At 38.9% G+C, this 17150-nt stretch carries 31 protein-coding genes; all 31 read right to left on the reverse strand.

From position 1 onward, the window contains the following. Positions 1 to 27 precede the first annotated feature (27 nt). The 31 genes from DOK79_RS05350 to DOK79_RS05500 all read right to left on the reverse strand — a co-directional run bounded on the left by DOK79_RS05350 (position 28) and on the right by DOK79_RS05500 (position 17035). Positions 28 to 1137 (reverse strand): phage major capsid protein, encoded by a 1110-nt coding sequence (locus DOK79_RS05350; protein WP_242543236.1) that lies wholly within the window; start codon positions 1135 to 1137, stop codon positions 28 to 30. 12 nt (positions 1138 to 1149) lie between these two features. Continuing rightward, on the reverse strand, positions 1150 to 1716 hold the full coding sequence (locus tag DOK79_RS05355; protein ID WP_242543237.1) for a phage scaffolding protein: 567 nt from the start codon (positions 1714 to 1716) through the stop codon (positions 1150 to 1152). Positions 1717 to 1797: 81 nt separating this feature from the next. Beyond that, complete coding sequence (locus DOK79_RS05360) at positions 1798 to 2946, reverse strand: phage minor capsid protein (protein WP_206854811.1); 1149 nt, start codon at positions 2944 to 2946, stop codon at positions 1798 to 1800. A gap of 4 nt (positions 2947 to 2950) precedes the next feature. Continuing rightward, positions 2951 to 4516 carry a phage portal protein gene (locus tag DOK79_RS05365; protein WP_206854813.1) on the reverse strand — a complete coding sequence of 522 codons (1566 nt, stop codon included), beginning with the start codon at positions 4514 to 4516 and terminating at the stop codon, positions 2951 to 2953. 11 nt (positions 4517 to 4527) lie between these two features. Continuing rightward, a complete protein-coding gene (locus tag DOK79_RS05370) occupies positions 4528 to 5835 on the reverse strand; it encodes a PBSX family phage terminase large subunit (protein WP_206854815.1) in 1308 nt (435 codons plus the stop codon). A gap of 5 nt (positions 5836 to 5840) precedes the next feature. Then, positions 5841 to 6551, reverse strand: a complete 711-nt coding sequence (terS, locus tag DOK79_RS05375) for a phage terminase small subunit (protein WP_206854818.1) — start codon at positions 6549 to 6551, stop codon at positions 5841 to 5843. 766 nt (positions 6552 to 7317) lie between these two features. Then, positions 7318 to 7734, reverse strand: a complete 417-nt coding sequence (locus DOK79_RS05380) for an ArpU family phage packaging/lysis transcriptional regulator (RefSeq protein ID WP_207699454.1) — start codon at positions 7732 to 7734, stop codon at positions 7318 to 7320. Positions 7735 to 8027: 293 nt separating this feature from the next. Beyond that, positions 8028 to 8315 carry a hypothetical protein gene (locus tag DOK79_RS05385; RefSeq protein ID WP_206856955.1) on the reverse strand — a complete coding sequence of 96 codons (288 nt, stop codon included), beginning with the start codon at positions 8313 to 8315 and terminating at the stop codon, positions 8028 to 8030. A 48-nt stretch (positions 8316 to 8363) separates the two neighbouring features. Beyond that, positions 8364 to 8606 (reverse strand): DUF3850 domain-containing protein, encoded by a 243-nt coding sequence (locus tag DOK79_RS05390; protein ID WP_206856952.1) that lies wholly within the window; start codon positions 8604 to 8606, stop codon positions 8364 to 8366. A gap of 18 nt (positions 8607 to 8624) precedes the next feature. Continuing rightward, on the reverse strand, positions 8625 to 8861 hold the full coding sequence (locus DOK79_RS05395; RefSeq protein WP_206856950.1) for a hypothetical protein: 237 nt from the start codon (positions 8859 to 8861) through the stop codon (positions 8625 to 8627). Beyond that, complete coding sequence (locus DOK79_RS05400; protein ID WP_206856948.1) at positions 8858 to 9229, reverse strand: hypothetical protein; 372 nt, start codon at positions 9227 to 9229, stop codon at positions 8858 to 8860. The genes DOK79_RS05395 and DOK79_RS05400 overlap by 4 nt, the downstream gene beginning before the upstream one ends. Beyond that, a complete protein-coding gene (locus tag DOK79_RS05405) occupies positions 9226 to 9516 on the reverse strand; it encodes a hypothetical protein (protein WP_206856944.1) in 291 nt (96 codons plus the stop codon). Before DOK79_RS05405 ends, DOK79_RS05400 begins: the two co-directional genes overlap by 4 nt. Further along, entirely contained in the window at positions 9513 to 9896 is a 384-nt protein-coding gene (locus DOK79_RS05410; RefSeq protein WP_206856943.1) for a YopX family protein, read from the reverse strand. The genes DOK79_RS05405 and DOK79_RS05410 overlap by 4 nt, the downstream gene beginning before the upstream one ends. Continuing rightward, positions 9893 to 10201 carry a hypothetical protein gene (locus tag DOK79_RS05415; RefSeq protein WP_206856942.1) on the reverse strand — a complete coding sequence of 103 codons (309 nt, stop codon included), beginning with the start codon at positions 10199 to 10201 and terminating at the stop codon, positions 9893 to 9895. Before DOK79_RS05415 ends, DOK79_RS05410 begins: the two co-directional genes overlap by 4 nt. A gap of 13 nt (positions 10202 to 10214) precedes the next feature. After that, positions 10215 to 10556, reverse strand: coding sequence for a DUF7694 domain-containing protein (locus tag DOK79_RS05420; RefSeq protein ID WP_206856941.1), 342 nt, complete (start codon positions 10554 to 10556; stop codon positions 10215 to 10217). Continuing rightward, entirely contained in the window at positions 10553 to 10684 is a 132-nt protein-coding gene (locus tag DOK79_RS05425) for a hypothetical protein (RefSeq protein WP_268745015.1), read from the reverse strand. The genes DOK79_RS05420 and DOK79_RS05425 overlap by 4 nt, the downstream gene beginning before the upstream one ends. Continuing rightward, complete coding sequence (locus DOK79_RS05430) at positions 10681 to 10962, reverse strand: hypothetical protein (RefSeq protein ID WP_206856940.1); 282 nt, start codon at positions 10960 to 10962, stop codon at positions 10681 to 10683. The genes DOK79_RS05425 and DOK79_RS05430 overlap by 4 nt, the downstream gene beginning before the upstream one ends. A gap of 11 nt (positions 10963 to 10973) precedes the next feature. Beyond that, positions 10974 to 11195 (reverse strand): phosphocarrier protein HPr domain protein, encoded by a 222-nt coding sequence (locus DOK79_RS05435; protein ID WP_077152171.1) that lies wholly within the window; start codon positions 11193 to 11195, stop codon positions 10974 to 10976. A gap of 6 nt (positions 11196 to 11201) precedes the next feature. Beyond that, complete coding sequence (locus DOK79_RS05440; protein WP_206856938.1) at positions 11202 to 11609, reverse strand: hypothetical protein; 408 nt, start codon at positions 11607 to 11609, stop codon at positions 11202 to 11204. After that, positions 11606 to 11914: a hypothetical protein gene (locus tag DOK79_RS05445; protein ID WP_206856936.1), complete on the reverse strand. Its 309-nt coding sequence runs from the start codon at positions 11912 to 11914 to the stop codon at positions 11606 to 11608. The genes DOK79_RS05440 and DOK79_RS05445 overlap by 4 nt, the downstream gene beginning before the upstream one ends. Beyond that, positions 11907 to 12221, reverse strand: a complete 315-nt coding sequence (locus DOK79_RS05450) for a hypothetical protein (protein ID WP_206856934.1) — start codon at positions 12219 to 12221, stop codon at positions 11907 to 11909. The genes DOK79_RS05445 and DOK79_RS05450 overlap by 8 nt, the downstream gene beginning before the upstream one ends. A gap of 10 nt (positions 12222 to 12231) precedes the next feature. After that, positions 12232 to 12363, reverse strand: a complete 132-nt coding sequence (locus tag DOK79_RS05455) for a hypothetical protein (protein ID WP_271523763.1) — start codon at positions 12361 to 12363, stop codon at positions 12232 to 12234. A gap of 67 nt (positions 12364 to 12430) precedes the next feature. After that, positions 12431 to 12625, reverse strand: a complete 195-nt coding sequence (locus DOK79_RS05460) for a hypothetical protein (protein WP_206856926.1) — start codon at positions 12623 to 12625, stop codon at positions 12431 to 12433. Continuing rightward, entirely contained in the window at positions 12626 to 12955 is a 330-nt protein-coding gene (locus DOK79_RS05465; RefSeq protein WP_206856923.1) for a hypothetical protein, read from the reverse strand. A gap of 15 nt (positions 12956 to 12970) precedes the next feature. Then, the gene (locus DOK79_RS05470) at positions 12971 to 13738 is read right to left on the reverse strand and encodes a helix-turn-helix domain-containing protein (RefSeq protein WP_242543300.1); all 768 of its coding nucleotides are present in this window, start codon (positions 13736 to 13738) and stop codon (positions 12971 to 12973) included. A gap of 2 nt (positions 13739 to 13740) precedes the next feature. After that, positions 13741 to 13968: a hypothetical protein gene (locus DOK79_RS05475; RefSeq protein WP_206856921.1), complete on the reverse strand. Its 228-nt coding sequence runs from the start codon at positions 13966 to 13968 to the stop codon at positions 13741 to 13743. A 2-nt stretch (positions 13969 to 13970) separates the two neighbouring features. After that, positions 13971 to 14465 (reverse strand): hypothetical protein, encoded by a 495-nt coding sequence (locus DOK79_RS05480; protein WP_206856920.1) that lies wholly within the window; start codon positions 14463 to 14465, stop codon positions 13971 to 13973. A gap of 1 nt (position 14466) precedes the next feature. Next, complete coding sequence (locus DOK79_RS05485) at positions 14467 to 15153, reverse strand: putative HNHc nuclease (protein ID WP_206856917.1); 687 nt, start codon at positions 15151 to 15153, stop codon at positions 14467 to 14469. Between the two features lie 32 nt (positions 15154 to 15185). Next, entirely contained in the window at positions 15186 to 16070 is an 885-nt protein-coding gene (locus DOK79_RS05490; RefSeq protein ID WP_206856915.1) for a DUF1351 domain-containing protein, read from the reverse strand. Beyond that, positions 16071 to 16763 carry an ERF family protein gene (locus tag DOK79_RS05495; RefSeq protein ID WP_194179555.1) on the reverse strand — a complete coding sequence of 231 codons (693 nt, stop codon included), beginning with the start codon at positions 16761 to 16763 and terminating at the stop codon, positions 16071 to 16073. 143 nt (positions 16764 to 16906) lie between these two features. Next, complete coding sequence (locus DOK79_RS05500) at positions 16907 to 17035, reverse strand: hypothetical protein (protein ID WP_258082402.1); 129 nt, start codon at positions 17033 to 17035, stop codon at positions 16907 to 16909. Positions 17036 to 17150: the final 115 nt, after the last annotated feature.

The following is a 17150-nucleotide window of genomic DNA, read 5'->3' on the forward strand; positions in this document are numbered from 1 at the left end:
TTTCACCTCCATGAAAAAAGAGAGTGGTTATTCACTCTCTTTTAACAAGTTGATCAGATCATCTTTTTTTGCATCGCTCGGGAACTCGATTCCACTGGCATGCAACAACTGTTGCAATTCTTCTTTTTTCAATTGCTCTAGTGGAATCTCGCCAGTCCCCGATCGAGTACCGCTTTCTTCGTTGGATTTAGACTTATCATCTTCTGCTTTTTCAACAACAGAAAAGGCTTCATCTTTCACTACCATAAACCCAACAGTCATTGTTGCTCGCAACGCAATCATGTCACGTTCAGCTAAGTTGATTGCTGCACCATCAGATGCTTCAACTGTAGTCAAGGTCGCTTGATCAAGGATCTTATACTCTAAGCCTTTCAACACACCATAATAAGCGTAGTCCCAATCAGCGACTAATTCAGCCACATTCGGTCCTAATGTATTCTTCGGCGTGTAAGCCAATGGCAAGCCCAAAATATCATCTACGCCATTAGAATTGGCAGTGTTGAAAATTGGCATGCCGTTGTTGTCTTTGGTCGAACGATATTTCACACGTTGAGAGCGAGAAGTCGCAATTCCATTTGGTTCCATGTCCACTTCTTCAATAAACGCGATTGCTTCATTGATATCGTCATATTTGTTTGCTGATTCTACAACGACATTTCCAGCATCTTTTGCGGCCTTCAAAATGTTTTGTTTGAATGGTGACTCAACTCCGGTGAACGTAGACTGATCAAATTTCTTAGAGAAGGCTTCTGCGACTTCCGGGCGCATTAATTCAAAGAAATTCGTCACAGAATAATCTAAGTTTTCCTGTGTGGTCGGGATAATAACCCCTAATTTGTACGCGCGCATTTCTGCCTTCACGAAACGTGGTTTGCTGGTTTGAATACGCTCTGCCTCAGCTACCCAGTATGCGCCGACTCCGGTCATGTAGGTAAATTCTTCAATTGGCTTAGTCATTCGAACTTCTTTTGCTAGACGCATGATTGAGCTGCCTTGTTTGACTTCTGTCAAGATTTGATCAGAAATATTTCGAGGAATATCTCCTGTACGTGCGCTCTGCATTGTAACAGTGTCTGGATCAAATGATGGTGTTCCAAAATACTGCAGATTCATTGGAATCAATAATTTTTTCTTCATGTGGATTCTCCTTTATTTTGTGATTCGGTATTCGTTTAGTTTACCTTGTGGCGGTTCAGCACCTGTTTTAACTTTCCCACCCATCGGATTACCCGATGAAACAAAGTCGGGATCGTTGTTTCCGGAATCGTCTTGAAACAAGAACGCTTTTTGTTCTTTTAGCGTTTTGACTTGCTCCTCAAAGCCTTGTAGTTTGCCGTCATTGACTTTAATCGTGTCACGGTCCAAAAGACTGAGAACAATCGATTCGTCTTGGGCACCTGCTTCTTTTAAGGCTAATTGGATCGCGAAATCTTTTTGTTGATCAGCCAGTTGCTTTTCAGAATTAGCTTTAGATTCGTCAAATTTGGCTTGTAAATCCGCAAATTGCTGTTCCAGTTCCTTGTTGCCTTTTGCAGCCTCTTTCAACGTGTCCAATTCTGATTGATTGTCTTTCAACTCCTGTTTGGCACTGTCTCGCTCACTTTCAGCGGTAGCTACTTGCGCATTCAGTTGCGTCACAGTCTTTCCGTGCAGCGCCATTACGCTTTTTGCGGTTTCTTCATCAATACCTAAATTGATCAGTTCTTCTTTCTTCATTGCTGGTTCCTCCTAAGAATTTTTTGAGTGGCAACTACCACTGTGAGTCCGTCTTTTTGAGACATCCGTGCAGGTCTGGTATTACGAATAAACTTGTTCTCTCGAATAATCTCGACGCAACAATTGATCATGTTCATTGATAAATGATCTCAACGATGCTTGTCGCCGTCTGATCAGTTGTTTGAAGTGTTGGATATCTTCTTTGTTGTCGATCGTTGTTGCAGCATCCAATTGCCGTTTGGCACGACGAATAGCGACTTCCATGCGGCGTTGCTTGGCAACTAGGTCCGCATTGTCAATCGCTTGTTTTGGATCATATTGATTCATATGGACGTCAAGATTCGGATCATAGATTTGGATATACAATCGATGCCGGCAATTAATTCCTTGGGTTCCATCAGGCTCACCATAGCCATGATCATAGATTGACGAAATATGCCTCAACTCTTCTGGTGCATCCTCTGTGCGGACAAGCAAGACCCACCCACCTTGGATATGCGCACAGTGTGGTCGTGCAGCCATATGGCTACTCATTAAGGCAGTGACAATGCCATGCTCGAGCCCTCGCTTAAGTCGCAGATCCTGATAGACTCTGTGAGTTGTGGCTTTCAAAACCATCCGGACGTAACGCTCAAGGCTCCATTCACGCCCTGCCTTATCGACAAAAGTCGTCATCACCCCTTTTTCCACCATCGCATAGATCGATTCCCTGAGCGCTTGCTGTGGCGTTTTAGCGCCGCCAATGATTTTGGCCACAGTATCGTTAAGGACTTGCTGATACATCTTGGCCAGTGGATTATTAGGATAATTGGTATCGATCAGCGTCTGATTGACATGGTTGTCGAGATCTCGCCATTGCTGATAAAAATACGACTCCATCACGTTGTCGATCTCCGTTCGTGATGGCGGTTCTTTTCCTGTTTGCTTAGACAAGTTTTGGTCAAGATCTGAAATGACTTCAAACCCCATATCCACAATGATTTTACGGAGCTGTTCATAGGAATACTGACTTGTTTCATTGACTAGCTGCTGTAGCGATTGCTGATTCAACAAATTTAGTTGCTGCATCTTTTCAAGCTTCCATCGGAACGCGTTATCTTCTGTGAGTGGCGTTCTAGTTGGCTTGTTTAACTGATGGACAAGGAGCTTCATAATCTCGTCTTCCATCGCCATATAAGCATCTTGAATGTAAGAAGCTTCAATCTCTAATTGCTTTGGCGTAATTGTCATTCAATCACTCCTCGTATTCATCGATTCCTGTTGTTGGCAGATCACTCCTAGTCATCATATTGAATTCGTCCTTCAAAGCTTCGGCATATAGACGTTTTGCCACATCTTCTGGCATGTCTTTGGTTTTGGCCAATACATACCACCCTGGTATGATGCCAGCGTTTCTCAAACGTAGGAACTGATTTACTTCGGCATCCTTATTCAGGAAAACACCGTCATCTAAGTCAACGCCAATGATCTCAGCTGCAGGTATTTCTCCGGTATAGACTTTTTGGCCAGTAGCATTTTTAACGTTGGTTCCCAGCTCACAAATCGAGATAATCAGCTCTTGAATGAACTTTCGCAGCTCCTTCTCATGCATGTTGCGTGATTGGTAGGTCTGTGAGTTCTCACTGACCACCTCTGTAGCTGTTTTTGTACTACGGATCCCTTCACCGTTAAAAGTAAACGTGCCAGTAGAAAGACCAGTCTCCATCTCCAACGTACGCAAATGATGGTTGATTGCTGCAACGTATTCAGTTGTACGGATGTCAGAAGTCAGGTCCTTGATGGTCATGTCGTCCATCTTGCTACCGGGCACTGGCACAAAGACATCTTCATCGTCATCGAAGAATTCAGTGATTTCGTTCTTCCGATGATCAACCTTGCCTTTCATCAACATCTCACTGACTGCAATTCGACGTCTACCACGCTTGATTTCCATGTTGAACTCGTCAAATGTTAAATTCAGGCGGTCCAGTGTGTTTTTCGAGTTATCATAAACCCCTAATCCTAATGGACTATATGGATGGATGTTGTTAAATCCTGCAGGTTTTAAATAGGCAAATTGTGGTCGTGACATGTTGTAAAAAACAGCACGTTCGGCCATCTCAGGATAGAGCTTACTTAGTTTGATCTGCTTACCTAGAATATCCGGTGACTCGCTCTCATACAGTTCGTTACTGACAACATAGTTACCGTTCTTCCACTCATGGAATTCTAGCTTGGTGTAGTAGTAAGTCGTATCTCCTACTGTTTCAGTAGTCCGGAATGGGATTGCGCACTCACTAATCTTGTTCGTATTGCTTCGTAATGGATAGAATGCATCAGCAAGTGCCCAAGAAAACTCAATTTCTTGTGAATCCTTATTGAAGTATGGCCGAACAGCTAATCCACCTAACGCCATTGCAGGCTCTAAGTATCGGCTGAGGTTCTTCTTGAAATCGTTATGCTCAAGAACATGTTGAATCCAGTCATTCAAAGGATTCGCAATTTCTTTGCCGTTTTCGTCCTTCACTTCACCGACAAGGATCTCCGCCTGCTCGTTGAACAAAACCTTTGCATATTCTGCAGCCACCTTCTTGGCCATGTTGACCGTAGAAAATCGGCGGTTATTCTGCCTTCCACGACTGTTAGTGTAATTGATGATGCCATACTCGCCACGATAGTAGCGAAAACTCTCAGCGATACGCTCAAACTCTTTTGGATCTGCATCGATCTTAGGATGATCAAATACAGATTGAAACTCTTGCTTATTGATAAGAGCCGCCCCCTTTCCTAGCCATTTTTTTATATTGTCTACGATCCTCAAATGCTCACCTCCTAAACCATCAACTCTAATTCTTTCGCATTATCAATGCAGAAGTACTGGAAAGCATCGCAGGTGTGGTCATCTTCTTTGACAACTTCTTGGATGCCTTTAGCAACCTTCTTTGCATCCCAGCGGTATTTCTTATGCTCTTCGACAAAAATCTTGTTGTTCTCATTGTTTATATAAAAGAACCGCCCTTGAGAAAACAGGTTCGTAGCATAATCGATCATCAATTCTTTTTTCAGTTTAGCCACTGGGTTCCACCTGATTTCATGGTCATAGTAGTACTGATTTCTCAAAGCGCCTTCAGCGCCATCGATCGTTAGGTTAACAATCGGCGCATTGTTGCATACAGGCATCTTAGACGTACGATCGATAAACGTGTACAAGATACGTGAAAGCTGTGTTGGTGCTAACTTATCGACCTTTCCTGCAGGTGAATAGTAATAGGTGTCCAATAGAATAACATTCCCTTTTTGGGTCAATCCTAAACACAAACAAGTCGTTGCAGAGTTGATGTGCCCACCATCGAGGGCATAAAAAAGAGCCACGATGTAATCGTCGCTCGGCACTTCCTCCAATGGATTAAAATTATGGATATTATACACGTTATCTCCAAGACCCACAGGTTCACCAAGGTAAAGGTAGCGATAATAATCGTAGTCATTTTCTTTGATGCGATTGATCATCTTGAGCATCTGATCAGTAACAAAGCCCAAGGTGTCATTTAAGTAACTAGAATGATGAACTAAATAATCCGGATCAGTCTCTTTTTCCTCTACCCACTCATTGATCCACTCATAGGGATTGCGTGGTGGATTATAAGACCAATAAAATCGAACAAAATCCGTATCTTCATGCTTTTGCCGCATAAAGGTCGTATTGGACTGATCAAACTCTTCCGCACTCTTAAATTCTGCTGCTTCCTCGTACCATACGGCAATGATATCGTTAATGTCATTTGATTTGAGCTTTTGGAAGTCATCTTGACCATAGAAATAAATCGTGCTGCCAGTCTTGCGATGGATGATCTTAAACGGACTGACTGTCGTGTCAAATCGTTTAAAGATGAAAAACTTCTTCAACGCCCACTGCATCTTATTGAATACAGAATCGCGAATTGTGTTACTTACCTTACGAATAACAACGATATTTGCTTTCTTCCCTGAATTAAGATAAGGAATCCAAAGCCAAACTAACAACAAGGCGATCACGGAAGACTTAAACGAGTTACGACCACCCTTCAAAATATTATAAGGTTTTTCTGCCTCCCAAACCGGTTGAAAGTGCCGATTGATTTGTTTAAACTTTTTAAACATCTTACTCACTCATCATCACCCCAAGAATCCACGATGATAATTGGTTCATCGTCAGAATCACCTGCTTCTGGTGTGGTTGCTTTGAGTTTAGCAATCTGCGCATCCATGAGATCCAGTTTTCTGCGGCGTTCGTCTTGTTCATCAGCTAATGAGACAAACTGCTTAATAAGGTTCGACAAGGTCATCATTGCTCTTGATTGGGACTTTAAGAAATTCGCTTGTTTGTCCCATGCATATTGGACCTGCATCGTAGAACTGCTGCCACCGTCACCAGACGTCCATCCTGATTCTTCCTTAGAAAGATCATCCCGATCTGTCACAAACATGATCTCCTGCGCTCGTATAATAGCAGCGTATTGGATCATGATGTTGTTCCAAAGGATATCTGCCGGATCACTGTCTATAAGCTCCTGTGCAATCTCTAAGGATTCCTTAGGTATGATCTTGGCAAATAGGCCATGCTTGAAGGCATTTTTGTTTCCTTTCGGTGGTGCCCCTCCGCTATTGCCTGTCGCATTTTTATTGCTACGTTGTCCTCCCGGTGCGTCCGTTGCGTTGCGATGCGTTGCAACATTTCCTGTTTCGTTGCGTTGCCAATCTTCTCGATTCTTCCGGCTTCGGACAGTAGAAGGACTAAGATCATATTTTTCAGCTAGCGCCTTCAAACTTATATCTTCATTCTCGTATTCCTGTCTGATTTTATTCCATGCGATCAATTCATCTCACCACCTCGCTTATCGTGTTTGTTTTGTGGGTTTATGCCTTACGCATAGACCGATAAAAAGACTCTGTAACGTCCAAGTTTATTTCGTACATTCGAAGGGAAGGGCTAGTATATATAGTTCTAAACGGAAAATACGATTTGATCAAACGTTGTAAAAACAATTGCCGCTTGTATTGCTTGCGCGTCTTTATCTTATATTTTCTGATCATCCATCTTATTTCAGCCTCACAAAGCTTTTCCATGTTTTCCTCCTCAAAATAAAAAGACCACTCAACGAGTGATCTCATATGTAAAAACTACACCTCAGAAATGAGATGCAGTTATAGCAAGCAACCTACACAAGCCCGACATCCGCTTCTCCTCCCTGCCACAGCCTCAGTTGCTATTATTATGGGTCAGATACTTATTACACTGGCCGGTGTTAAATAAGTCCTCCCAAAAGTCGCTGACAAGGAATCGAACCTTGCACAACCACACCAAAGTGCAGTAATAGGACTCATCCATAGCGTTTACCCATTCCGCCACAACGACATAATAAGAATAGACAGCAACATATGAACTAACTGTAGGAGCTGAACCCCACATCCTTTAGTTTATTTGCTGCTGTCTATCGAAGCTTAATTACAACGATGAGGGAGATTTCCTCCCTTCAAATTGTTTTTGTCGATGTCCTGTTTCCTAATCTTTCGACACTATCATATTAACACGCTTTTTCGTCCAAAAACCCTACAATATCCCTACAAAAACCCTACAAAAAATCACCGATACTTAATCAATGAACCTTTTTTATATGCTTCGGCAAATTCGATCAATGCATTGGATTTTAGCTTTTCTACGTTTTTCTCTCCATACCCCTGAATTAGTTGTCCTATTTCATAATTAGAGTGCTTATTAACATCGCAAAAACTATAATAGAGTATTTGACGACTGATAAGGCTCAAACTCATCAGAGCTACTAAAATCGCATCCCTTTCTGCTTCTATATCCATCATTTGAATAAGCGCATCTTCTGTTTTGTTACCGTGTTTTGGCGACCTAGGCATGTCAGTTATAATCGGTGACTTAATGTCTATCAAGGAACGACCTGCCATCCGCTCCAACCGTCGGAAGTTTTTCAACACATCTCTCGCATTACATCTTGTCTGCCTAAAGTCCACATCTCTTAGTAATTGCATTAAGTCAAACCGCTCCTTTTTGTGATATAATAAACTTGTCGGGTTTATTACATCAGTCGGAGCGATCCGGCTTTTTTTATACCCATGCTTATGCTAAACTTTTCAAGTAGCGAGATTACACTCGTTACTTATATCTATGTTGAGCCGTCTGGCGGAAAACAGATGGCTCATTATTTCAATATTCTTCCAACGACAGCCAGTGGTCGGCTGTCGTTTTTGTTATCCACAGTATCCACAGGTTTTTCCACGATATATTGTAGGAACGTATTTTCGCATACAATATATTGTGTTTATCATAGAACTTCCATATCCACTAATCGAGCCACTGCAACATTCGATTTGCTCTTTGCTAGTTCTTTGTCACAATCCATCGTATTCTCAATGCGAATAACTGCTGAATGATTGTACACACGTTCTACATACCCTCTGATTGGATAAATGAACTCTTCTGCTGTACAACGAACCATATCGCCGACTTTAATTTCTGATTCCACTTGCTTTATAGGATTTTTAGTTGGTAGATCCATCATCAAGCCACCAATTCCATAAGTATCAGTGTAAAATTCGTCTTTGAGTTTCATTACGTCTCCTCCGCATCCATCGCATTAACTCTAAAGCTTCATTGATTTTCATTTTGCTCCCTCCAGTCCTTCAATCCCCATCACAACATATCCATCTTTCTGCGCATAATCAGTAATATAAGTTACCTCTGCTTTATATGAGTCACCTGTGAAATTCTCACCGTTCCATTCTCTTAAATACAATCGATCACCAACCTTGTAATCACCATCATTCTTGCGAATCTCGAATTGTTTGCGTCCGCTTGTGACAGCTTCGAAGTGTTCTGGTAGTATTTTTAGTTCGTGTATCATGATTATCCCTCCTCCAAATCAAGTTCTTCTATGTTTTTTTTGCGCTAAGTCAGTTCTTGCAGTCGGTGCGCTATACTCTTTTTTCAGATAAAAGATTGTTTTAGCACAATCTTCTAAATCTAATTTTGTATCTGAAAGAGAGCGAACTCCGTTGAATTTATCGGTTTCAAAATAGACGTTACTAGCTTTTAACTCTTTGTTTTCTAATCCCTTAGCTATTTCGGTAAATAGCACTGGTATATACACATATTTCATTCCGTTTCCTCCTGTTCTAATCCCCATGCTGCGAATGCCGCCAAGATCTCAAATTGCTGTTCACCAGACATTTTTATATAAACTGCATACAGTTGTTCCTCTCTTCGCCAACTTAATACAGAATTGTTTTTTAATGTCCAGAATGGTAAAAATACTTTGCTGTCTGTTTCTTGATACTTTTCTTTCAAATACTCCAACACGATTTTTTGATTGTCGTTGAGTTCTATTTCTTCAGACATCTGAATATTTGCTAACGCGTAATTGAATCCGTCTAAAAAACTATGATTTACTGTTTTATACGGATCGACATTTTTATCACACTCTTTTTCAAGTCTATCTGCTTCTAGCCATTTCAACGCCTTGCTCATCCTTCTACCACCTCATACATTTTTTCAAATACATCTGGTTTACATATATGGAAGTTTCCAAATCCATCTTTTACAATGTAATCTTTATTAGTAAGTTGTTTTATTCCATCGTCTGTGGAAACACAAGGTATTCTTTCGCTTCTATTTTTTTCACGCCAAGTTTCATCAATAAAATTACGTTCGCCACTAAAACCACCGATGAAATCATGACACTCTTTCCAATTTTTTGAATAACTAGGGTTGAATTGCACTGCTTCAACAACTACTGGTTTCTTTCTATATTTCATCGCTCTACCTCCAATAAGTCAGGATTTTTGTATATATTTCCGACGACTTCCAAAGGTGAATCAACAAAGTACAAAAACTCAAATTCCGTGCCAAGATTTTTGTGATCAACACAAAATGCTCCCTCAGCAAACTTTATTGTTGATAAAGTTTCTTCCAAATCAGCTCCGAGGGTTTTCACAATATCCCCCTCAAAAATCTCTACACGGTTCTTATCTTTCAGTCCTGTGGATTGCATAACAACGCAATCTCGCATATCCAACGGAAAGTCGTCTTCAAAACTACGCCAATCCTGGAACCATTTACCATCACAAAAAACTAATTCTTGTTCATCAAACCAAAATCCTGTCTTTATATTTAATGCTCGAAACTTCGGTATCATTTGCTGTCCTCTCTTTCCTCATACCAATTGTCAAAAACAGTCTGAATAAAAGCTACGAGTATTTTTCGATTTTGGCTTAAAGCTATATATGGATCAATCAAAGCAACTTTTGCATGTAAACGATGATAAGCAGCGCAATCTATTTCTAACATTCTCAAACGGTCAATAGCCTCATCAATCATAAAATCTGCAACATTTTCTGCTGTATTTAAGCCATCTGCATATTCAGGCAAGACTTCATTATCGATGAATTCAGCCACATCTTCCGGACATAAATCAGCCAGTTCTTGTTGTGTATAGTTCATTTGCTGTCCTCCATTAAACTAAAATTATCGGTGGTGTTAGAATTTCAACATTTTGCGGTTTCCATAGATGCAGACAATTGTTTTTAATATTGACATATTCGCTATTTTTAGGATGGAATTGCACTACAACTTCATCTTGCTCAAAACAAATATCTTTAATTCTACACATCACGTCCCAAGAAGGAGTAATCCGTTTGTTGTGACATGATACAGAAACATGATCCCAACCCATGCCGTTGCTCGCTATTACTGCGTAATTCCATTTCCCATCACTCCACACGAACGAAAGACCATCTTTGCCAATCACAATATTATTTAATCGTGGTTGTTTAGATATCTCGTTAATTGATTTCATTCGTTTTCCTCCATACTCTCAAAAATAGTAATAGCTTTTTCTATGCCTTTTCGCTCTTCTCCAGTAGCGCATGCGTATAGATAGCTTCTTAATCGACGAATGGCTTTACTAATTGATATTCGTTTCATTTGCCGTCCTCCAAATCAAGATACTTTCTTAAACTACGTAACCCTTTGCCACGTTTTTTCGTTTTACGTTCAATCCATGTTCCTGTTGTTCCCCAGTAGTCAATGGTCCCCTTATGTGTATGGATTGAAAATTGGTGATTGCTTGGGTAATGGGTAAACTCGAATCCCAGCGCTTTAATATTTTTTGTAGCTGAATCCCCCATTCTTTTAACATGCTGTTTTCGACGTTCTTTAAGATAGGGTTTTACGTCTCTCCAGTATTCGGCTAAATCACTCATTTGCTATCCTCCTAATCTCTCGTCCAAAACAGAAACCGCACCAAATCTTCTTGCGTGCCATTTATATAAATGTTTAATTGTGCTCCAACTGCCACCATTATTCCAATAGCCAGTAGAACGATTCCTAGTACTGTGTAATCTCTTTGGTTTTTACTCTTATGATTGATAAAATAGAAACCCACCAATGATAGGATTCCACCAATTACACACCAAAATATTGTTAATCCGACCATTCTTTCCTACCTCCCAAATCTGCGTCTTTCTCTTTCCACAGCGTCATTCAAGTCAAGATAGATCCCTTTTCCACCTTCTAAAAATTGCGGTTTTAAATAATATGATTTATTTTCAATATCCCATTTACATAATTTGCCGATTACTGCAATAAAACGTTCACTCTTGATTGTTGGATTCTTTGTCGTCTTGTTATTAGGTCGATAAAATCGTACAGCACCTTTTTCTCCTTTAGTGGCAGGTACAAGCGCAATGATTCGTTCTTTATCATTCAAGTAAAGTAACGCATATTCGGAATATTTTAAGCATGCTGCTGCAGACTTGCTAAAATTCAAGCCATACTTTGATAGAGTCACGCTAGGTTCTCTTTCTTGGGTACCTAATTCGATTAATTTAAAATTTGATGTTAATTTCATTTTTCTTCCTCCATGTATTTAAATTGACGACCCTTAGACTCAATATCCATATGCTTCGCTCTACTCCATATGATATTTTTTGACAGCCCAGTAATTTCTGCTAACTGTTCAGCTGTGCCTGTAACTAGAATTCTGTCACCATGCCAAATCGCTATTTTTCGACCTGGTCGTTTTCGTCCAGACTTTTCCTTGGGCCAAATCGTTTTAGCAATTCTCTGAACTTCTGCGACTGTCTCCTCATTTTCTTGCCACTTCTCCGAACACGTCAGCGCAGCAATTCGTTTGATTTTTGTTTTCTTATTCATTTTTTACACCTTCAATCTCACATTCACTCTCAAAGTATCTAGTGATACGCTCAAGCGCCTTTTTATACTCGATAATACTTTTTATCACGTGACCTTCTCTCAGCACGTAGTCACGCTGTATGGCTCTTAAACACATAGTTAGTGTTTGATAGTACCCAATAAAGGAAGTCGATTCTATTTTTTCACCTTTCTCATTTTCGGTATATTGGATATTCCCTTTTTCATCAAGAATGACTCGTGATAGAACAATATTTTTACAATCACTCGTTTCAGTGATTCGATAGTTTTCAATTTTCATTGCTAACATTTTCTTTCTCCTAAAAAATCATTTGCCAAAGTAGCACGCCTAATTTGACTACTCCTGCTACTACAAGCATTGCCATTGCTAAAATAAGTCCGCATCCTAGAAAAGCTGATGCGATATCTAGTAAGCTTTTCAAACCATTCATTCCGATTCCCTCATTTCTGCAAAAGGAACAAAATCTTCTGTTAGTTTCATAAAATTAACTCCATTTACTAATTTCTAAATGCCCTGCGCACGGTGTACGCTTCATTAATGATTTTCTTCAACGTATCCGATGGATAGATTCGATGACTTGTCTTTTTGGTATCTTGCGCATACAACCAAGCAAGTTGTGCCAAGGTTTCATCGTCAAGAGAAAATCTTGGCCTTTGCTTAGGTGTCCCACCTGTTCTTTTTGGCTGTCCCACCTACACAATCGCTCCTTTTGACTGATCTCTCAAATATTTCTGTAGACCTCGGTAACACTCTTCGAATGACAAAAGAGAATATTTCATCTTTTGTACATAAAGCTCCTCTTTTTTCTTTTTTTCCTTTACCAAAATATGTTCTAGTTTTGTAGAGTCTACATATAGCGCATAGTAAACACGCAACTTACTCCAACTTGAACGATCGTTTTTTATTTGGTCTTCGGTCAAATCTTTTAGCTGTCTATAAACTGCCTGCAAACATTTATGCTCATCGCCTTGTTTACACTCGCCGAGTTTATTTAACAGCTTGAGATAGTTATATTCTTTCAAAATATCACCTCACGTTTAAAAAGGAACATCGTCATATTGATGTGCTTCTCTTTCTTTTCTGAGCCTTTCTTGTTCGTTATAGTCCGCTAACCATTTTGGCTCTGGCTCTTTTCGAGTGACATGATGCTTCGCTCGGGAGTTAGGGAATGTCTTTTGGTTCTTCTTAGATTCATTTTTTTCTTTTCTCGCCCAGCTTCGAATAGTCGCCAAATAGTTTTTATAAGTTTTACCAGCTGATTCACAATACTCGGATAACCGTTCAATCCGTTCTTGATAATCATTAGGGAATTCTGTTTTGAGTTTCTCCATTTGGTCATCTGACAAGAGAACATTTTTGTACTCTCCGTATTTATGACGGATGGGCTTAGCCTTCGATTTTTTCGAAGGCGGTAACTCTCTTATATATTCTTTTGTATTATTAAATGTATTATTAATAGATGTATTATTATCTTGATAGATTTCTTGGTGACCCCCCACCAAATTTTCTTGGTGACCCCCACCAAGAATTCTTATATACCTAGCCTCGATTTCTTTACTACCCTCTTTGTACTTAACTTCTCGATATATATAGCCTTTTTCTTCAAGTGACTTTAGCCAATTCTGAATTGTTGGCTTACTTACTTTGTATTGATTGGCAAAGTATTCATTACTAGCCCAGCAATAACCTTTTTCATTACACAAAGCTGTGATTTCTCCATAAAGAAGTTTTGCACTAGGTATCAATGAATCGTCATATCTAACATTTGCAGGTATGATGGCGTAATAACTTCGATGTTCTGCCAAAATTATTCCTCCTCATCCACAACAGTAATCGTGTACTGGTAACAAGTCTCTGTAATTCCATTAACTAATCTATTGGTCTTAATTTTTTCAACACTAATATCACTTTGTTCAGCTTGTGTACCGATGAAAGCAAATGTCATGATTTCTAAGAACAATCTGTCTCTCGGACTCATTTTTTTATATTTAGTGCGCCATGCTCGTTCAAATGCTGCTGTTTTTAAACTAATCATCATTATTTCTCCTCTAGCTGACATAATGTATGCGATAAATGTGCCAATACTGCTAATGTATCTTGTGAAGTAAGTTGATACTCAGATTCGTACATTTCATCAATAAACCTGATTTGAGCACGTTCATGCGAATAATCTTGACCACACCATCTACGGATTGTTCTCGAATGACCGCTTCGAAACCCCTCGTTATACCAATAACCAAATACCTCTTTTTCTTCGAGCATTACAGGTAGATTTCCTTCTTCAATAGTTTTTATAGCGAATTTTAAAAGTGAACGCAGCTCTTTTTCCCATTCTTTATATCGTCTTATTTCAACTAGTTGCATACCGATAGCTACATTCTCATCATGGCTATTAAATTGCTCAATATATGACTTCTGCAATTTAATCTCTTTTAGGAGTTCTTCTTCATTTTTTACAAACTCTTTTCTGAGTTTATTTAGTCTATCTTCGGCTTCTTTCAATTTTTTAAAATTATCATTAATTGTTCTCACTTTACCCTCCGATATTTAACTTTTTGATTGTCTCCTGGTTTAACTTGATTCCTTTGATTTGATACTTATTTTTGAAATTGGTCACACCTATTTTGTGTTTTTCCGTGTGATGGATTCTACAAAGTCCTGCGTAAGTGTATTCTGAATGATCAATTTTCTTACGTTTTCGTCTACCCAATGCTTTATCAAAATGATCAATGTCAGCTCCTGTTCTTCCACAGATACAACAGACTCTTTTCGTAATACATTTGTACAAGTAGTATTCTTGATTCGCTGGTAAGATTTCATACCCTTCTTTGAATGGAATATGATGTTCAAAGATGAAATCTAAGATGATATTTGCTAGGATGTTTACGTCACTTACAGTTGTATCCGATTCGTCCTTGAGGCTTATTTTTCGCCCTGTGACACCTTCAAAACGAAAGTAGAAGAATTCCTTCCAGAAATCTGTTGGCGTGCCTGTATCGATGAATATATCCCCTATGAGCGCATAAATGAAGTTTCTTTGCTGGGCTGTGAAGCGACGTGGATCGATAAAACGCACTTCAATGATCCGATCGCCTTCATAACCTTCGTACATCGTTTTAAGTCGTTCGATGTTTATTTCTTCGTTGATTGTTGCGCTAATTTCTTGTCCTTTGAAATGCTTTAATATCGCAGAATATGAATCGATTAGCGGTTTAAACAATTAAATCACTTCTTTTTCTTCTGATTCGTTGATCAATTCATCTCAACGGAGTACTCTACACCTAAGCTTTCAATCGTTTGTTTGATAACTGACAGTTGTTTAGCAGTGCCTGTAATATTTAGAGCAAAGGAATACTTGGGTTCATCGGTGTCTATTTCTTGTGTTGTTACCACAGCTCTTTCTGGAGTTGCTGTTTGTTTGATCTGTTTTTCTGTCTTTTCTATTTCTTTCTCTTCTTTTTCTCTTAATTCTTTGACAGCTTGATCTATCTTTGGAAAAATCTGTGCTGCAGTTAGTCCTTCATCAATTAAAGAGATCCAAGCCATTGACTCAAGACCATAAGCTTTTACATAGCTTTCAACCAACGATTTTTGCTGTTCGTAGTTTTCTTTTTCTTGTTTTATTGCTGTGCATTCAGCAATTATTTCTTCTTCAATTTTTTTCGTTAAATTGTTTTTGGCTGTAAAACTTGAAGCATTCAGCCAATTACTTTGGAGGCTGATTTCATTAGCTTCAATCTCAGCCTTACTTGCTTGTTTTTTGATGAATGCCAAAACAATTGTTTTTCGTTCTTCCTTTGTTTTAGCTTCAAATTCTTTGATTTGGTCAGCAATACCTTCAGATGCTAGCTTGATCTCATCGCTGTAGGCTTTAATTTGTTTTTCAAATACAGCAAGAGGTTCACTAAACTCCTTCTTCACTTCTATTCGTTTAGAATCGATCAAATCAAAAATTCGATTTAGTTCCGCTCTTGCTTTCTTAGCATCTGCAATATCCTCTTCTTTAAAAATCAAATTTTCAAAACGCTTAACAGTTGCATTGATTAAATTCGCTAGTTGATCTTCATTGATAATTTCAATTACACTTGGTTGATAATTAACATCAAAGATGACTTCTGTTGATAGTTCATTGCTCATTTATAAATCCTCCCAAGATGGTTTATTGTGATTTTCCGATTCTTTTTTCTTCTGCTCTGCTTTCAATGCATAGCGTTTAAGAAATCCAATGATTTTCGAATAGGAATTTCTGTCGATTTGTTTAAAGCTACTAAAACCGCTTCTTTCTAGCGTTGTAGCAATTATGAATTCTTTTTCTTGATTAGTTAACTGAGCGATTCGATGAACATAATCATCAAATGTCTGTTTAAACTCAGAATCTAAATCATTGTCATTCTGAATCTTTTCATTCTCATCAGCACCAATTTTGGCGTCATCATCCCCATCTGCGACAACTCCAAATGAGCTAGCCAGCGAATACCTTTTTGCATAAGTAATTACACTACCTAAAGATTGTGGATTTTTTGTATTACACGGAAAGCCTAAAGGACCATATAGAATGTATTGACCGCTTGAATGATAAACGCACGTTGTTACTGCAACATGGTTATCACTTGTAACTACATCTTGACCAAAATCAATCCCACTATCAGACTCTTGAGCAGCATTTCTTATAGCTGATTCAATAGATTTAAGTGTTGCGTACTCAAATTTCATTTCCCCACCGTTTTTTGTTCCATAATTTACAGAGGCATCGAATTTAGGTTGTTGTAGCTTACCTTTCAATTGATATAGCCCTTTATAAATCTCATTTGTTTCTTCACTAGTCTTCATCTACTTCATCCTCCACTTCATTAATAGTCGGTTTACCCCAATCAGGATTAGTTAAATATTCATCTAAAGTGGAAAGTTCATTATTCATATGCTAAAATCTCCTTAGATATGTTTTGTATGTGACTCATTGCTTGCCGGCGGAGTCACTTTTTTATTTGTATCCATGCTTTTTGTTTATTGATTAGCTGTTTGCTTAAAATAGTTGATTTATTGTCATACCACCATCGATCAGCAATCATTTTTCCTTTCTTCAAAGCTTCTTTTCGATTCATATGTTCTCCTTTCTTTCGAATCTAATAGGTTAATCAAAACCATTAAACTTGCGAAAATACTTCCTCCCACTACGCTGTAGTGTGCTACTAGTACGAGTAAACCTAAGATGGCTCC

Origin of the sequence: Enterococcus sp. DIV1094 (genome assembly GCF_017316305.2) — a bacterium.
Lineage (GTDB): Bacteria > Bacillota > Bacilli > Lactobacillales > Enterococcaceae > Enterococcus_B > Enterococcus_B mangumiae.

Excerpts from the sequence above, each read along its gene's own strand:
- DOK79_RS05350 (WP_242543236.1), bottom strand. The coding sequence starts at position 1,137 with ATGAAGAAAAAATTATTGATTCCAATGAATCTGCAGTATTTTGGAACA.
- DOK79_RS05355 (WP_242543237.1), bottom strand. The coding sequence starts at position 1,716 with ATGAAGAAAGAAGAACTGATCAATTTAGGTATTGATGAAGAAACCGCA.
- DOK79_RS05360 (WP_206854811.1), bottom strand. The coding sequence starts at position 2,946 with ATGACAATTACGCCAAAGCAATTAGAGATTGAAGCTTCTTACATTCAA.
- DOK79_RS05370 (WP_206854815.1), bottom strand. The coding sequence starts at position 5,835 with ATGTTTAAAAAGTTTAAACAAATCAATCGGCACTTTCAACCGGTTTGG.
- DOK79_RS05380 (WP_207699454.1), bottom strand. The coding sequence starts at position 7,734 with ATGCAATTACTAAGAGATGTGGACTTTAGGCAGACAAGATGTAATGCG.
- DOK79_RS05385 (WP_206856955.1), bottom strand. The coding sequence starts at position 8,315 with ATGAAACTCAAAGACGAATTTTACACTGATACTTATGGAATTGGTGGC.
- DOK79_RS05390 (WP_206856952.1), bottom strand. The coding sequence starts at position 8,606 with ATGATACACGAACTAAAAATACTACCAGAACACTTCGAAGCTGTCACA.
- DOK79_RS05395 (WP_206856950.1), bottom strand. The coding sequence starts at position 8,861 with ATGAAATATGTGTATATACCAGTGCTATTTACCGAAATAGCTAAGGGA.
- DOK79_RS05400 (WP_206856948.1), bottom strand. The coding sequence starts at position 9,229 with ATGAGCAAGGCGTTGAAATGGCTAGAAGCAGATAGACTTGAAAAAGAG.
- DOK79_RS05405 (WP_206856944.1), bottom strand. The coding sequence starts at position 9,516 with ATGAAATATAGAAAGAAACCAGTAGTTGTTGAAGCAGTGCAATTCAAC.
- DOK79_RS05410 (WP_206856943.1), bottom strand. The coding sequence starts at position 9,896 with ATGATACCGAAGTTTCGAGCATTAAATATAAAGACAGGATTTTGGTTT.
- DOK79_RS05415 (WP_206856942.1), bottom strand. The coding sequence starts at position 10,201 with ATGAACTATACACAACAAGAACTGGCTGATTTATGTCCGGAAGATGTG.
- DOK79_RS05420 (WP_206856941.1), bottom strand. The coding sequence starts at position 10,556 with ATGAAATCAATTAACGAGATATCTAAACAACCACGATTAAATAATATT.
- DOK79_RS05425 (WP_268745015.1), bottom strand. The coding sequence starts at position 10,684 with ATGAAACGAATATCAATTAGTAAAGCCATTCGTCGATTAAGAAGCTAT.
- DOK79_RS05430 (WP_206856940.1), bottom strand. The coding sequence starts at position 10,962 with ATGAGTGATTTAGCCGAATACTGGAGAGACGTAAAACCCTATCTTAAA.
- DOK79_RS05435 (WP_077152171.1), bottom strand. The coding sequence starts at position 11,195 with ATGGTCGGATTAACAATATTTTGGTGTGTAATTGGTGGAATCCTATCA.
- DOK79_RS05440 (WP_206856938.1), bottom strand. The coding sequence starts at position 11,609 with ATGAAATTAACATCAAATTTTAAATTAATCGAATTAGGTACCCAAGAA.
- DOK79_RS05445 (WP_206856936.1), bottom strand. The coding sequence starts at position 11,914 with ATGAATAAGAAAACAAAAATCAAACGAATTGCTGCGCTGACGTGTTCG.
- DOK79_RS05450 (WP_206856934.1), bottom strand. The coding sequence starts at position 12,221 with ATGTTAGCAATGAAAATTGAAAACTATCGAATCACTGAAACGAGTGAT.
- DOK79_RS05455 (WP_271523763.1), bottom strand. The coding sequence starts at position 12,363 with ATGAATGGTTTGAAAAGCTTACTAGATATCGCATCAGCTTTTCTAGGA.
- DOK79_RS05475 (WP_206856921.1), bottom strand. The coding sequence starts at position 13,968 with ATGATTAGTTTAAAAACAGCAGCATTTGAACGAGCATGGCGCACTAAA.
- DOK79_RS05490 (WP_206856915.1), bottom strand. The coding sequence starts at position 16,070 with ATGAGCAATGAACTATCAACAGAAGTCATCTTTGATGTTAATTATCAA.
- DOK79_RS05495 (WP_194179555.1), bottom strand. The coding sequence starts at position 16,763 with ATGAAGACTAGTGAAGAAACAAATGAGATTTATAAAGGGCTATATCAA.
- DOK79_RS05500 (WP_258082402.1), bottom strand. The coding sequence starts at position 17,035 with ATGAATCGAAAAGAAGCTTTGAAGAAAGGAAAAATGATTGCTGATCGA.